Genomic DNA, 16,405 nt, shown 5'->3' with positions numbered 1-16,405 from the left:
GTATGGTGCATGAAATCATTCAACTATTGAATTAAAAAAAATGAACAAACGAAAAATATGTGCTGTTGTTACTGCACGACCTTCCTATAGTAGAATTAAAACTGCGCTCAAAGCCATTCAAGAACATCCAAACTTGGAGCTACAACTCGTCGTGGCAGGTTCTGCGTTGTTAGGTCGTTATGGAAATGCTGTGAATGTCATTGAAAAAGATGGTTTCAAAATCAATGAAAAGGTATTTATGGTATTGGAAGGTGAAAATCCAACAGCAATGGCAAAAACTACAGGATTAGGCGTGATGGAGCTTTCCAACGTATTTTACAATCTAAAACCAGATGCCGTAATTACCATTGCAGATCGTTTTGAAACCATTGCAACTAGTATTGCTGCCGCATATCAAAACATTCCACTCGTTCACATTCAAGGCGGTGAAGTCACCGGAAATATTGACGAAAAAGTACGTCATGCTAATACAAAATTGGCAGATTTGCACTTAGTCGCTTCCGCAGATGCTAAAAACCGTGTCATCAAATTGGGAGAAGATCCGAAATATGTAATCAATACAGGGTGTCCATCAATCGATATCGCCAAAGAGGTCTTAGAAAATAATGAATATCAATTTGATCCAATTAAAAAATACGGTGGTGTTGGGGCAAATATAGATATCTCTAACGGTTACTTAGTTGTAATGCAACATCCAGAAACCAATCGATATGAATCGGCACGAGAAGATGTTTTATGCACTTTAAAAGCTGTTCATGAATTGAATATCCCTACATTTTGGTTTTGGCCAAATGTAGATGCAGGTTCGGACGGAACATCTAACGGAATACGGTATTACAGAGAAAATTTTGCACCTTCAAATATTCGCTTCTTTAAAAATATGGAGCCGAATGACTTTTTACATTTATTAAAAAATAGTGATTGTTTGGTAGGAAATTCAAGTGTTGGTATTCGCGAATGTTCATTCATAGGAGTACCAACAGTAAACATTGGAACACGTCAAAACCGTCGTCAGCGAGGAAAAAATGTGGTCGATGTTCCATATAATACGGAAGCTATCAAATTAGCAATTAAAGAGCGAATTACTCAAAAAGGAAGGCTTTCGGAACATATTTATGGTAATGGAAATTCTGGAAAACAAATTGCAGAAGCTCTAGCCAATACAGAATTGATAGCACACAAAACGATTATGTATTAATGAAAATTCTAGCCGTTATACCAGCAAGAGGAGGAAGCAAAGGTGTTCCAGGGAAAAACAAAAAATTACTCAATGGAAAACCTTTAATTCACTATAGTATTGACGCTGCATTGCAATGCAAATATATTTCTGAAGTTTTAGTAACTACAGATGATGATGAAATTATAAAAATTTCGAAATCATTGGGAGCCAATGTTCCTTTTAAAAGACCAGAACATTTAGCAGAAGATACCACACCTACCTTGCCTGTATTACAACATGCAATCGCTTTTTTAAAAGAAGAAGGAAAAGAGTTTGACGCTATTTGTCTATTACAACCAACTAGTCCGTTTCGTCCCAAAGGTTTTTTAGATAAAGCCTTGAAAACATTTCAAGAAAAACAGACAGATTCGCTGGTTTCAGTGTTAGAAGTACCACATCAATACAATCCTCATTGGACATTTGAAGCCAATGAAAAAGGGATATTACATATTGCAACAGGAGAAAAACAAATTATCTCAAGACGACAAGAATTACCAAAAGCATACCATAGAGATGGAAGTATCTATATTACAAAAACAAATGTAATTGAATCTCAAAATTCTTTATATGGTCAATCGATTTCGTATATTGTATCTGACATTGCTTATTATGTAAACATAGATACCCTAGAAGATTGGCAGCAAGCCGAAAAACTAGCTAAAACACTTCATTTGTGAGACTAGAAAAACATAGCATCACTAATTTTCATATTTCCTTTGATGGAAACAGTTTTAAAGTGCAACTTTTTCAAAAAGAAAAACAAGGAAGTACATTGTATTGGTTTGAAGATGCACAGCGAGAAATCATTTGGTATTCTTCAGATCATAGCAGAGAGAAAATCCTTAATTTCTTAGAAAAATTACACTATCATGAAGAAGAGACACTTGCCAATATATATAATCTTTTAGGAGGAGCTTTTGAATTATTTATTTATGATAAAAATAAAAACAACTTAATAGTTATTAGTGACTTATATGGCGTTAATGGAAGTTTTAGTTTACGATTGAACGATACACTTCATTTCTTCCTAAACTTTCAAAATTTTGAAGTATTTAATGTGCCATTAGAATTTGATTACAACGGATTGCAAGCACATTTTGCATTTGGATATCAAGTGAAGCCTTTCTCTCTCCCGTATAAGAATATTGTGCGACTTCATGGAGGTACGCTACACGAATTCAATTCGAGTTTAGTATACAATGCTACACAACTTTCGATACAATTTTCAGAAGAAACACCTTCTCTTTCGCTTAAACAAGGAATACATGTTGCCAGTCAACTATTTTTTGGTGCTACTGCAGGAAAAGATAGCTTAGCATTACTGAGTCAGGTAGAAAAACACGCTCCAAATGTGAAAACGGGAAACTTCGGAAAAGTTTACTCTGCCGATGTCGTACAAGGAAAAGAAATCGCTGTAAATTTGGAAGTAGCGTATCAACATACTACTTTGTGTGATGAAGAAGAGTTTATGCACTATGCTTATGAAATAGCGAATATTTCAGGTGGTTTAGGTACAATTTCGTATGTAGATATGCTCAAATTTGTTGATCAAGGAATTCCGCCAAATTATAGTTATGTAATGGGAGAAGCTGGCGAATGTGTACGCATGTTCTTTCCGGAAGAAACAAATCTTGTAAAAGCATTACATAATTATTTGACTCCCAAAGAGTTTTTAGTAGATACTTTTCAGAAGGATTTCTATTCGTTTCTACAAAAATATCCAGAGAATATTTCAGCAGCGATTATCAAAAATTACCAAGGAAATTCGAATGCGGAAATTTTAATTAATTTTTATAGAAATGGACGTTTACCGGGGAATTTTGGCAACAGACATAAACTACTATCTGTATATCGGGACAAAATTACACCGTTTTTACACGAAGATTTCATCAAACAAACTCATCATCTGCCTTTGAATCGCTACAAAAACGATGAAATTCACAAGGAAATTATTTACACTTCCAATCAAGACTTGTTAGCATTTTTCAGAAACCCGATTCAGTCGGATGTAACCGTTCAAGACTGGAATCATCGTATTTCTAATGAAATAGGAGTAGTGCTGTATAAATTGCTTCAAAAGCATATCCATTCGCTTAAAGAGGTATTTGATACGCAAAAAGTATTAGAATTGGCACGACAACAACAAAAAAATCCAAATAGAGGACTTTATTTTCTTTTCAGAATCTTATCAATGGCTATATTTGTCGACAATATCAATAACGCAGTTGCCCCATGCGAAAAAAGATAATATCCATATTTGTAGGATATCAAAGTTTTGAAAACCATTATGCCAGTGATTTCTTTACAACTCCAGAAAACATTGACATGTTGGTTTGGCACAACATTACCTCTTCGGCTTTAGATAAATTACCTTCTCATATTGAAACGGAACAATTGCCTGAATTTGATTATCACGGAAAGACTGATTTTTTACGCTATTTAAAAGCTAAAGCAACGTTGCGTTTTAATGATAAAAAACAAGTTAACAAGAACCATGTATTATACAGAGTTGCGCCTGGAAAGAGCAGTTTTAAGAAACAGCTCAAATTCGGATTGATTAATTTTTTGTCATATTTCTACGCGTCTCCAAAAGGAATTCAACAATTAGAAGATCAGTTTTTTAATCTCACTAGAGCTTCGAGTTATTACAAGGCTTGTATAACATATTTACAAGAAAACACTCCTGATCTTATCTATTGTTCACACCAAGTGTCTAGTTTTTCGCTTGCACCTGTTTTGGCTGCACGTGATTTAAATATTCCTGTTGTGAGCTTTATCCATTCATGGGATAATCTTCCGAAAGGGAATAAAATGTTAAAAGCCGATCATTATTTTGTGTGGAGCGACTATATGAAGGCAGAAATGGAAGCATATTATCCGCAGGAAGTTTTAGGAAATAATATAACCGTTACTGGGACACCGCAGTTTACATTTTACAAAAAATCAGAATATTTAATCCCTAAAGATCTATTTTACAAGGCTTATAACTTGCCAGAGAATAGAAAGCTCTTGTGTTTTTCAGGGAATTTTACGTCTATTGGAATGGATGATCCTTTATATTTAAAAGATCTTGCAGAAGCCGTTACAATATACAATCAAGCAAATTCAGAACAATATCATGTAATTTTACGAGCTAACCCAGCAGATTATAATGAAGGATTCAAGACTGTTTTAGAAACATACAAAGAAGTACTTACAGAAGTGATTCCTACCTGGAATCATGATGTCTTTCCGTTGCCAAAAAATTATATGGTCAACTCCAATTTGGGTGTATTATATAGTACATTGTTTTACAGCGAAGCGATGTTCAATATTGGTTCCACAATGGCTTTAGATGCAATTTTATTGGGAAAACCGGCTTTTTATTGCACATATGCGCAAACCAATGGACATAAAGATTTTAATATTGGGCGTTTGTACAATTTTGTGCATTTTAAAACATTTGAAACACATGAAAATGCTGTTTACAGAATAGAAGATAAAGCAAAATATACGAATGTTTTAAGCGATTTAGAAGCGTTAGAGCAGCAAAATCGTTCATCGCGTAGTAAATGGGCAGAAAGTATTGCAAAACATCCGTTAGATGAAGTTTCTAAGCGTATGTATGATGCCTTTCAAACACTATTAAAGAATCTATAAAATGTCAAGCGAAACACTTACAACACAAAAAAATACATCACGAAAGCTTTTGCGGTTTTCGTTGATTGTCTTTGTTGTGACGTGGGCTATGTATATTTTGAAACATATCTTTTTTGGAAGTCATCAATTGGGAGATCCAGATCGATATAAGGAAAGTTTTGCTTTTTTCAACGAAAATGGCTTTTACGAAGCAAGTGTTCATGGAACAAGTTTGTTATACAATTCAGCAATTTGGGTGTTTTACAAACTATTCAATAATGTAGATGCAGCGATTATTACAGTCAATATTTTATCAGAACTCATTGTATTGTTTGTTGGGTTGCAATTACTCAAAAAAATCAAAGGAATTGTTGATCATATATATTTTTACGCAATTGCAGCTACCTATATTTTTATAACACTCAACATTCACTCATACGTTCGGACTGCAAATGATACATTTTTAGCCGTTTTTATAGCTATTATTTTTTATATACTTTTTGCAAAACTCCCTACTACACAAAAAACAAATCTATATTACATCTATATAGGATTATTGCTTGGAATTTGCACTGCAATTCGTCCAACGTCATTATTTCTGTTTGTTATAGTGGCAGTTTTCTTTGGAATCAAATTCCTCTTTCAAAGCTTACAATTCAAAAACTTGCTCAGCGCGGGATTTATCATTGGTGTTTCGTGTGCAACCATCATTTCTCTAATACACTATCCGTCATTAAAAGAAAAAGGCACATTGAGTTTTTACAATAAAAACTTTGAAAAAGACGTCAATTGGATTCAACGTAATTATCTAGGACTAAAAAAAATTCAAGAAGGGAAGGAGCCATTGCATAAAAGTGCTATCTTTAATAAAACACCATTTAGTGAAGTACGGACATATGTTCAAGAAAATGGAGAAGACTCGTTACCAAATTCTTCATTAAAATTTGTTCAAAAAGATCCTAAATTATATGCCCAAGTAGTTGCGTACAATGTAGTGTATTCTGTTGCCAAATTTATTCGTTATTACGGTTGTATGTTAGTATTTCCATTACTGATTTTCTTTCAAAAACCATGGTTTGGTTCACAAAAAATAGCGTTTTGGCTGTTCATTACGTATACATTATTAATTTGTATGTTGTGTTTTACAATGATGGAATACCGATGGTATATTGGCTATGAAATATTATTACTTATGGCTATTTTAGTAAGCATTCCGTTATTGCGTAAAAAGTTCAAGAATACTGTTTTAGATGTACTATTCACAATATCTTTACTATTTGTTGCCATATGTAATATAGCACAAACCTTTTTTATTTCATCCACGTATTAAAAACGACTGTACATGCATATTGCTTTTTTGCTTCCTGAATATCCTCATGAAAAACTTCCTAAAGCTGCAGGAATAGGGACGAGTACGAAAAATTTATGCAAAGCATTAGTTGATAAAGGATTACGTGTTACTATTTTTACCTATTTTCAAGATAAACAGGAAATAGTTGAAGAAGGTAGTATAACTATTCATAAAATAAAACTTCGCAAATTTCCAGCATTTACGTGGAAACTGAATGAAGGAATTATTAATGCGTATATCAATAAAGTAATTCTAAAAGAACAAATAGATATTTTGGAAGTGGTTGATTGGACAGGAATTTCTGCAAATATGAATTTCTCCATTCCTACTGTCATGCGTTTGCATGGGAGTGATACATTTTTTTGTCACTTGGAACAACGATTGGTTAAAAAAGCAAACTTTCAACGTGAACAAAAAGCTTTTAAAAAAGCTGATAAAGTGATTGCTGTTAGTAAATTTGTTGCAGAAAAGACTACTGAATTATTCAATACAACTCAAAATATTACAATCATTCCCAATGGAATATATCTCAACGATTTTACACCTGATGCTACACAAACAGTTGATGGTTCAATTCTGTACTTTGGAACGCTTATTCGTAAAAAAGGAATTTTTGAATTGGCATACATTTTCAATCAACTCATCCAAAAAAATGATAATTGCCAATTAATCCTAGTGGGGAATGATGCGATTGATGTGAAAGAACAACGCTCCACTTGGGAGTTATTTCAAGAATTAGTATCCAAAGAAGCTTTGATTAAAGTAAATTACTTAGGAAAAGTTGAGTACCAAACAATGAAAAAACATATCAAAAAAGCTGCTGTATGTGTATTTCCTTCATTAGCAGAATCGTTTGGAATGGTAACTATCGAAGCTATGGCAATGGAAAAGCCATTGGTAAATACAAACTATCCCTGGGCAACTGAAATCATTACGGATGGAGAAACAGGTTTCATGGTCGATCCAACAAACCATACTGAATTTGCCGCAAAAATTAATCTCTTAGTAACCGATAGAGAACTAGCTGGAAGAATGGCAAAAAAAGCACGAAAAGAAGCGATTGAACGATTTGACATTACTAAAATTGCCTCGCAAAATATTGCTGTTTACACATCTTTAATGAATGAGCACTCATGAAATTTACATTGATTATTTGTACATACATGCGTCCCAAACCTTTGCTTACCTTATTGCAATCGGTAGCAGCACAAACGTTATATCCTAATGAAATACTAATCATAGATGGATCTCGAAATGAGGAAACGCAAAAGATGTTGAATCATCATTCATTTAAAAATCTCATATATTTTAAAGTAACAGAAGCGGATCGAGGTTTAACAAAACAACGAAATTTTGGAATCAAAAACGTTTCAGAAACTAGTAACGTTATTTGTTTTTTAGATGATGATACTATTTTAGAAGCTCACTATTTTGAACATTTACTAGAAACTTACAAAACCTATCCTAACGCTTTGGGAGTTGGCGGATATATCACAAATGAAGTACACTGGACAAAAATTACGGAAAATAACCAACCTTCTCAAAAATCTTTTGAATATGATGGCTGGTTTAGAAATGAATCACAACGCAATCAATTGCGAAAAAAGCTAGGGCTGCTAGATGCTACACCACCGTGTATAATGCCTACATTTGCACATGGAAGAGCTGTTGGATTTTTACCACCTTCAGGAAATACCTATCCTGTAGAAGTCTTTATGGGCGGTGTTTCTTCCTTCAAAAAAGAAGTATTTCAACAACTTAAATTTTCAACTTATTTTGATGGATATGGTTTGTATGAAGATACCGATTTTACTTTGCGGGTATCCAAAATAGGACAATTATATGTCAATACGGCTGCACAACTGGAACATCATCATGATGCTGCAGGTCGCCCAAATCAATACGCTTATGGGAAAATGGTCGTAAAAAACGGTTGGTACGTTTGGCGTGTCAAATATGCAAACCCGTCAATAAAAGCTAGGTTACAGTGGAATGCAACGACATTGTTTTTGGCAATTCTCAGATTTACAAATATCTTTACCCAACCTAAAAAAATAGAAGCATTCACAGAATCGATTGGCAGAATAGTCGCTTGGTTCACATTATGGTTCCAAAAACCCCGAATTGAACGATGAGTTTTCTCAAAAAAATATATAAACTACTCCCATCTAAAGGAGCTAAAGAGTTGTTCAAAGAATTGTATTTCAATAAAATACGAAGAGAACAATTTAAGCGCATCAACGGAAATTACAAAACTGTTTTTTCTGATTGTACAGAAGTTATCACTAAGCTTCCGATGTATTACATTGTAAAAGATATTGAGCGATACGAAACATTTTACACAGTCAAAAAAGGTGACGTCGTTATTGATGCTGGAGCTAATCATGGATATTTATCTATTTACTACAGTAAAAAAGTAGGAGATACTGGAAAAGTATTTGCTTTTGAGCCAGACAAAATTAACATTGTAGAAATGCAGGCAAACATTGCTTTGAACCCAGAAGTGAACAATATTTCTATCAAAGAAGAACTAATTTGGAATGAAAACACTCAACTAGAGTTTTTTGAAGCAGGAACAGTGTCTTCCTCGATTCACTATCAACCTGCAAATGCCAAAACTATTTTAAAAGACGCGATTACGATTGATAGTTTTCAGCAAACAGCTCAACTGCAACGCTTGGATTTCATTAAAATGGATATAGAAGGAGCAGAAATTGAAGCGATGGATGGTTTAAAAACAACCATCAAAAAGCATCAACCAAATTTTGCCATTGCTAGCTATCATTGGGTAAATAATGAACAAACCTATAAAAAAGTAGAAGCTTTCTTTAAAGCGATAAACTATCCATATAAAACGGTCTTTTATAAAGATGGAGAAATCATCACTTTTGCAGGAAATAGTGTAGCTTGATATGAATTTTCTAATAATTACCCACGTTTTACACGCTCAAAAAGAAGCTGAGTACTATGCATACGCACCGTATGTAAAAGAGATGAATTTGTGGTTAAAACATGTAGATACCGTTACGATTGTAGCACCATTCCTAGAAGATAAAGAAATTCGGCCTATTGATATTTCTTATCAACATGCACATATTGATTTCAAGCAAATCCCTGCTTTCAATCTACTCAATGCGAAGGCTGCCATCAAAGCGCTATTTGTGTTGCCGGTTATTTTTTTTAAAATTATTTCGGCGATGCGAAAAGCAGATCATATACACTTGCGTTGTCCAGGAAACATAGGACTCATAGGTTGTGTAGCACAAATCTTCTTTCCATCCAAAATTAAAACAGCAAAATATGCAGGAAATTGGGATCCTAAAAGTAAACAACCTCTAAGTTACCGATTGCAGAAAAAAATTCTTTCCAATACTTGGTTAACAAAAAAGATGAGTGTTTTGGTATATGGTGATTGGAAAAACCAAACCAAAAACATTAAGTCGTTTTTTACAGCAACATACAAAAACAGTGATAAAGAAGCCGTAATGCGTCGTAATTTAAACGAAACAATTAACTTTAGTTTTATAGGTTCTTTGTCACCAGGAAAGCGTCCGTTGCTTGCGGTCAAAGTGATAGAACAACTCCAAAAAAAAGGTCACAACGTTCGTTTAGATTTGTATGGAGATGGAATAAGGCGAACTGAAGTAGAGGAGTATGTATCGAAAAATCAATTGCAAACATACGTGCAGCTTCACGGAAACGTAGCCGCAGATAAAATAAAAGAAGTTCATAAAAGCGCACATTTTATGATGCTGCCTTCTAAATCTGAAGGTTGGCCTAAAGTTGTAGCAGAAGCAATGTTTTGGGGCAGTTTACCAATAGTGACGCAAATTTCGTGCGTTCCATACATGTTAGATAATGGAAATCGTGGTATATTAATAGAGCCTTCGGTTGCAAGTGCAGTGATTGCTATTGAGAATGTATTACTGTCTCCTGAAAACTATCAGGAAAAAGTAGAAAAAGCAATTCAATGGAGTCGAAAATATACATTGGATACCTTTGAAGAAGAAATTATTCAGTTGTTAAAACATTAATTATTGTATGAAAATGTCTTACAGAACATATTATCTCATCTTTTTTATACTATACGGTATAGCGCATATTGTATTTTATAAATTAGGTATTTTAAGTTCTGAAAGTCAAGATTATACAGCTTCGGTGCAAAGCTTAATTAATAACGGAAGTTTTTTGGATGAAACAGGATTTTTTTGGAACAAAACTCCGCCTGTTTTCCCAATATGGCTCTACTTTCAATATCAATTGGCAGCATTCACAGGGATTCCTCAAATGATTATTACTTCATTGTGTTCTATTGTATTGACACTATTTTCAGGACATTTAATACATTCAATTTCATTGGTTATATTTCCTGAAAAAGAACGGTTGGCACGTATTGCAATGTGTTTATTTTTAGCTTGTCCGTTTATTATATACGCTACTTATAAACCGTTGAGTTTGGTACCTTTCTGTGTGTTTTTGTATGCGTCATTACTCTATTTTTTTCGATTTTTATACAGAAACACTACTTATAAAGAATTGATAATTAGTAGTTTTTTACTAGCATTGGCGTTATTGACAAGACCTATAGGGATTTTAATCCCGTTGATATACGCTTTTGTATGCATCGTTTATCTTTTTAAGAACAAGAAAAAAGCAGCTTTAAGTGCAATTATAAGCTTGGCTGTTACTGCACTCACAATTGCTCCTTGGTCAGTTTACAATTACGTAAAAAGCAATCAATTTGTTGTACTATCATCGCATGGTGTAAATTCAATTATTGACGGATTTAATCTGAGCAATAAATTTTATCGTGAAAAAATACCTGTATCGGAAGATGTGGCAATGATTAGTAATTCTTTCTATCAGCAAAGAGAAGAAGTACATTCACTAAGCGATGTACTCACTTTTTTAAAGGAAAAATGGAAAGAAGACAAAGGAGCAGTACTCAATTTTTATGCATACAAAGCACAGCGAGTATGGTACGGTTTGGATAGTCAAAACTCTAAAAAAGAACGTGTTATTAAGATTATTAGTATTGTGTATATACTGTTTTTTGTGGTTGGAAGTATTGTGCTATTTCGCCAGAAACAAAGACATTATTCATGGTGGTTAATTACAGTTTTTCTTATTACTTTTTATTTTTGGGGAATGGCTTTATTGGTCGTTCCATTATTGCGATACATGCTGCCATCTATGGGATTATTTATGATTAGTATTGCTTTTGTGTGTGATTATTATGTGCCAAAACGAGGGCGATTATGAGAGTTTTACAACTTATAGATTCTTTAAATGCGGGTGGCGCAGAAAAACTAGCAATAAGTTATGCAAACGTACTTGCAGATCGATATGGGGCTTCGTTTTTATGTGCGACACGTGAAGAAGGAATGTTGAAAAATCAACTTGCAAATAATGTTACGTATCTCTTCCTAAAAAAAACAAAAACATTTGACTTTGCAGCTATACGAAGACTGGTACATTTTGTAAAAACACATCAAATCACAATTATACATGCACATGCAAGTTCGTATTTCTTTGCTTTCTTGGTCAAAATGTATTACTCAAACATAAAAATTGTTTGGCATGATCATTATGGCAATAGTGAAGCTTTACATCAACGAAAGTCATTGCCCATTACCATCGCATCCTTTGGTATGAGTGCTGTTATTTCTGTGAATCATTTACTTAAAGAATGGGCTGTGAAGAAGTTGTATGTGAAACGAGTTATGTATTTCCCAAATTTCCCAGTAAAAAATGAGAATGAAGTACCACAAACAAAGCTAATGGGAATTGAAGGGAAACGCATTGTATGTTTGGCAAACTTGCGTCCACAAAAAGATCATAAAAATCTGATTGATGCGTTCGCAAAATGTACGGAGCAATTTCCGCAATGGACACTGCATCTAGTAGGTAAAAATTTTCAAGATGCATATGCTGAAGAAATAGAAGCATATGTTTCCTATAAAAAATTGGAAAAAGTACTGTATATGTATGGAAGCAGAGAAGATATTTCGCATATATTAGCACAGTGTGACATCGGAGTGCTTTCTTCTAAATCGGAAGGCTTACCAATAGCCCTTTTAGAATACGGTTTACATGGGGTAAGTGTGGTAGTTACGGATGTGGGCGAATGTTCAAAAGTTGTATATAACGAACAAGTAGGGTACATTGTACCAGCGCAAAACTCTGAAGCACTTGCAGAAAAACTACAGCTTTTAATGCAAAATGAAGAAATAAGAGCGAGAATAGCGTCAAATTTCACAAAACATATAGAACAAAACTATTCAAAAGAAGCGATCATTAATAAGATACACAATTTATATACAGAAATAGACAAAGCATGACATTGCAAGAAGTGGTAGAAAAGAAATTATTTGCATTGGCTGATACTAAATATTTAAAAATTTTATTGGCAGGAATGCTAGTTTCTTATTTCTACAATTTAGCAGTGTTTAATTACAGTCTTACCGGAAATAATGAGCTTCGATTGTATGATTTTTTAGGATTAGCCGTATTGTATTACTATTTCAATAACAGGCCTCTTATTGACTATTTTATAAAAAAGAGAAGCTATTTATACTACTTGGCAGTTTTCATAAGATGGTGTATGATTACCATGATATTGACATTTATTATTAGCTTTTTAAATGGAAAAAATATTTGGATTCTTCGTACCATTCTTTTTATGTATCATTTTGTCGTATTCTTTTTATCGGGAATATTCTTTATGATTTTAATGAAACGAAAAAAAAATCTAAAACTGTTCATTTACCTGCATCTCATCATGACTTTAGTAGCAGGAATGGTTGTGATTTTACAAAATATTGGAATCGTACCGTACTTGTGGAGCGAATTGGATAGACAAGCCTATGGAAATTTCTATTCAGGGATACTAGGCCCTAATAAAATTGTATTAGGAATGGTTATGATGCTCTCTCTAATCACTTTTGTTGGCATTTATTTAGAAAAGAACATAAAGATTAATAAAATTCTTCTCATGAGTGGAATTTTGATTGCCTTGTTTTGCATCGGAATAAGTGGTTCTCGAACGAGTTACACTGGAGTTGCCATTTTTGCATTGTATTTCTTTGTAATGCGAACGGGAAAATTCATATACATGTCAATGGTTATAGGATTGGGTGTAATCGCTTTGTCTATCTATAATTCTGAAATACTAACCATGGTTACCGATGTGTTTGAAGGACGTGTTGTTAACAAAATTTCCGACCCGTCAATGTTACAACAAGGAAATGTAGATGTAGATCAGTTGTATGAAGATTTAGGATCAGGGCGAAAAAACTTGTCCCTGCGGTATGTTGATTATTTATTAGCGAATCCGTATGTAATTCCTTTAGGTTCAGGGTTTAATAATTTTATTTTAGTTGGAAACTCTGCACACAATATATACTTAACATTGATTAATGAAGTAGGTCTTTTAGGATTATTTTTTTATGTGCGTTGGTTGGTTAACTATTTTAGAATGAAGCTGCCAAGACATGCATCATTAAGTTTGTCTCTCAAAGGAATGGTACTAGCCATGATGGTAACTTTGTTATTTGGAGAACATTTATATGTATATAGACCTATTTTTGCAATTTTAGGTTTATTTTTGTTTGCAACTGCCATATTTATAAGCCCTAGATACTATAAACTTAAATAAAATGACCAGTTTTCAAGAACATAAAATAGGAGTTGTGATTCCGTATTACAATGCGGCACAGCACATAGAAAATGTGGTTCGCAAATTGCCCGATTATATTGACAAAATCATTATTGTAGACGATTGTGGAAGAGAACCAATTCCAGAAAGTTTAGTATCACTTGCCAAAGTAGGAGAACGATTGGTCATTGTTAAAAACAAAAAAAATGCAGGAGTTGGTGGTGCTACAAAAAATGGCTTTCTAAAAGCGATAGAGCTGGAGTTGGATTATGTAATCAAGGTGGATTCTGATGACCAAATGGACAGTAAATTCATTCCAGATTTATTACAGCCATTAATCGATAAAAAAGCGGAATATGCCAAAGGAAATCGTTTCAAAGATTTCAAAGCACTGCGACAAATGCCATTTATACGAAAAATAGGGAATTTAGGCTTATCGTTTCTTACCAAAGCCGCTTCAGGCTATTGGAACAATTTTGATCCGACAAATGGTTTTTTTGCCATTGAAGTAGCATTATTAAAAAAATTAGACTTTACAAATATTCATCGTGACTACTATTTTGAGTCATCCTTAATTGCCGAACTGTACTTTCACGATGCACGAATCAAAGATGTTCCTATGCCAGCACATTACGGAGATGAAAAATCAACAATGAAAGTCTGGAAAATACCTTTTATCTTTATTCCAAAGCTTACCAAAACTTTCGTAAAACGAATGGTAAAAACCTATTTCATCTATGATTTTAACATAGCGTCAATTTACTTATTATTTGGTTTGCCAATGTTTATATTTGGTGTGGTATACGGAATTTACAATTGGATATATTATCACAATCTAGGCGAATTCACTCCTACAGGAACAATTATGCTCATCACTCTGTGTATTATCTTAGGATTTCAATTATTGCTTCAAGCTATTCAATACGATATATTACGCGCTCCAAAAAGTAACTAATGCGTTCCATTTCCATTAAATATCAGCGAATACTTGTCGTAATAATCAATCTTATCATTGCGCTTGGATATGTATTGGGAAACAAAGATGCAAATGAAACGCATTTCAGTTCAGATCAAAATAATATCATTACGGTATGTCTCAAAAAAGATGATCCCACATTATTTCCCAAAGATGTATTTGCAAGCGACTTGAAAAATGTAGCATATTATACTCCTTTTTATATTGAAACAATTCGCGGTATTGCCAAGTTTACAGGAGGAAACTATGTGCAAGCAATGAACATTCTCACATTTTTGTGTCATATTTTATTTGGAATAGCTTGGTATTTCTTATTGTATCGATTATCTGGAAACTTTTGGTTAGCATTATTAATTTCCATAGCAATGCGGGGAATTATTTGGTTACCTGGTGCTGAATATTGGGGAATTTCAGATATTTGGTCGCTTTTACCACGCGTAGTTTACTATGCGTTATTACCCTTACCATTTCTATTTTTCAGTATACAATCTGTAAAGAAACTATACATTGCTGGATTTCTAATTGGGTTTATATTAAACTTTCATCCAATCAGTGGATTAGGCGGAATCCTCATCTTTTTGGCAGTATACGTTGCGTATCTATACATTCAAAAGGGAACTAAAAAGATTATTTCGCTTCGATCACTATATTTACTAGGGATGATTGCTCTGGGAATGTTTCCTTTTTTCATGACCTATATAAAAAGTGTACACGTAGATGTGCATTATAATTTAGAAGACTATAATGCTGCATTTTACAGTCGGATACCTCCATATTTTCTCGACCCGATAGTATACATTCAAAAGTGGCTGTCGCCAAGTATTCTTGTATTTTTTGTTCCATTATTTCTCTATACAATTATTGCTTATTTTGATTCAAAAGAACGAAAAAAATGTTACACTATACTTTTTGTAACAGCATTGGTACTTGGTTTACCCAATAGCTCAGTATATGTAGAAAAAGCAATCAATCATGTTTTTGATTTGAATATACGAATGTCTTTTCAGCTTATACGAATGCAAAAACTAGCCATTATAAGTAGTTTTATTTCAGCTCTATTTTTGATGGATTATATCATAAAAAGGTATCAAAAAGAAAAATGGATTCCTTGGTTCACATTGGTATACATATGCATTCTTATTGGAGCAAAATCAGGAGCTACTGCACATATTCCAATAGTATCAAAGGAGTTTTTTACAAGAGTATTACCAAATTCACTATCTATAGGACACATTACCAATGCTGCATCAGGCAATGATGGGCTTCATGAAATGTTGCAATACATCAAAGCCAATACACCTAAAGATGCTTTATTTTATGCACCGCCCATTTGTAGGTCAGGAGCACAGCGTTCTGTAGATCTCGACACCAAAGGAGCTTCTATGATTATTGAAGGTAATCCTGAGCGTTTTATACAATGGTACAAAGCATACAATACTTTTAACAGTCAACCTTCTCGAATTGAAGGAAATGCATTTATGCGCTCTTATGGAATTGATTATGTTTTAGTATATATTGACTGGCCTGAATTGGAATTAGTGCATCAAATTCATAATTGGAGATTATATAAAGTAAATAAGTAGT

At 33.6% G+C, this 16,405-nt stretch carries 14 protein-coding genes; all 14 read left to right on the top strand.

Annotation, left to right across the window (positions count from 1 at the left end):
* The first annotated feature begins 40 nt into the window (after positions 1-40).
* The 14 genes from neuC to AA088_RS12050 are packed head-to-tail and all read left to right on the top strand — an operon-like array spanning position 41 to position 16,404.
* Positions 41-1,198 carry a UDP-N-acetylglucosamine 2-epimerase gene (neuC, locus tag AA088_RS12115; RefSeq protein WP_046745279.1) on the top strand — a complete coding sequence of 386 codons (1,158 nt, stop codon included), beginning with the start codon at positions 41-43 and terminating at the stop codon, positions 1,196-1,198.
* Positions 1,198-1,896 (top strand): acylneuraminate cytidylyltransferase family protein, encoded by a 699-nt coding sequence (locus AA088_RS12110; protein WP_046745278.1) that lies wholly within the window; start codon positions 1,198-1,200, stop codon positions 1,894-1,896. The genes neuC and AA088_RS12110 overlap by 1 nt, the downstream gene beginning before the upstream one ends.
* Entirely contained in the window at positions 1,893-3,467 is a 1,575-nt protein-coding gene (locus AA088_RS12105) for a hypothetical protein (RefSeq protein ID WP_046745277.1), read from the top strand. The genes AA088_RS12110 and AA088_RS12105 overlap by 4 nt, the downstream gene beginning before the upstream one ends.
* Complete coding sequence (locus tag AA088_RS12100) at positions 3,452-4,858, top strand: glycosyltransferase family protein (RefSeq protein ID WP_046745276.1); 1,407 nt, start codon at positions 3,452-3,454, stop codon at positions 4,856-4,858. The genes AA088_RS12105 and AA088_RS12100 overlap by 16 nt, the downstream gene beginning before the upstream one ends.
* Before the next feature lies 1 nt (position 4,859).
* Complete coding sequence (locus tag AA088_RS12095; RefSeq protein ID WP_046745275.1) at positions 4,860-6,167, top strand: hypothetical protein; 1,308 nt, start codon at positions 4,860-4,862, stop codon at positions 6,165-6,167.
* A gap of 12 nt (positions 6,168-6,179) precedes the next feature.
* Positions 6,180-7,325 carry a glycosyltransferase family 4 protein gene (locus tag AA088_RS12090; RefSeq protein WP_046745274.1) on the top strand — a complete coding sequence of 382 codons (1,146 nt, stop codon included), beginning with the start codon at positions 6,180-6,182 and terminating at the stop codon, positions 7,323-7,325.
* On the top strand, positions 7,322-8,323 hold the full coding sequence (locus tag AA088_RS12085) for a glycosyltransferase family 2 protein (protein ID WP_046745273.1): 1,002 nt from the start codon (positions 7,322-7,324) through the stop codon (positions 8,321-8,323). Before AA088_RS12090 ends, AA088_RS12085 begins: the two co-directional genes overlap by 4 nt.
* The gene (locus AA088_RS12080) at positions 8,320-9,099 is read left to right on the top strand and encodes an FkbM family methyltransferase (protein ID WP_046745272.1); all 780 of its coding nucleotides are present in this window, start codon (positions 8,320-8,322) and stop codon (positions 9,097-9,099) included. Before AA088_RS12085 ends, AA088_RS12080 begins: the two co-directional genes overlap by 4 nt.
* 1 nt (position 9,100) lies before the next feature.
* Positions 9,101-10,222, top strand: coding sequence for a glycosyltransferase family 4 protein (locus tag AA088_RS12075; protein WP_046745271.1), 1,122 nt, complete (start codon positions 9,101-9,103; stop codon positions 10,220-10,222).
* Positions 10,223-10,229: 7 nt separating this feature from the next.
* A complete protein-coding gene (locus tag AA088_RS12070) occupies positions 10,230-11,450 on the top strand; it encodes a hypothetical protein (protein WP_046745270.1) in 1,221 nt (406 codons plus the stop codon).
* A complete protein-coding gene (locus AA088_RS12065; protein ID WP_046745269.1) occupies positions 11,447-12,529 on the top strand; it encodes a glycosyltransferase in 1,083 nt (360 codons plus the stop codon). Before AA088_RS12070 ends, AA088_RS12065 begins: the two co-directional genes overlap by 4 nt.
* Positions 12,526-13,845: an O-antigen ligase family protein gene (locus AA088_RS12060; protein ID WP_046745268.1), complete on the top strand. Its 1,320-nt coding sequence runs from the start codon at positions 12,526-12,528 to the stop codon at positions 13,843-13,845. Before AA088_RS12065 ends, AA088_RS12060 begins: the two co-directional genes overlap by 4 nt.
* 1 nt (position 13,846) lies before the next feature.
* Complete coding sequence (locus AA088_RS12055; RefSeq protein WP_046745267.1) at positions 13,847-14,800, top strand: glycosyltransferase family 2 protein; 954 nt, start codon at positions 13,847-13,849, stop codon at positions 14,798-14,800.
* Positions 14,800-16,404 carry a glycosyltransferase family protein gene (locus AA088_RS12050; RefSeq protein ID WP_046745266.1) on the top strand — a complete coding sequence of 535 codons (1,605 nt, stop codon included), beginning with the start codon at positions 14,800-14,802 and terminating at the stop codon, positions 16,402-16,404. The genes AA088_RS12055 and AA088_RS12050 overlap by 1 nt, the downstream gene beginning before the upstream one ends.
* Position 16,405: the final 1 nt, after the last annotated feature.

The sequence above is a fragment of the Kordia zhangzhouensis genome (assembly GCF_001005305.1).
Lineage (GTDB): Bacteria > Bacteroidota > Bacteroidia > Flavobacteriales > Flavobacteriaceae > Kordia > Kordia zhangzhouensis.
The sequence above is the reverse complement of the archived record's forward strand: the minus strand, read 5'-3'. Positions and strand labels throughout refer to the sequence as shown.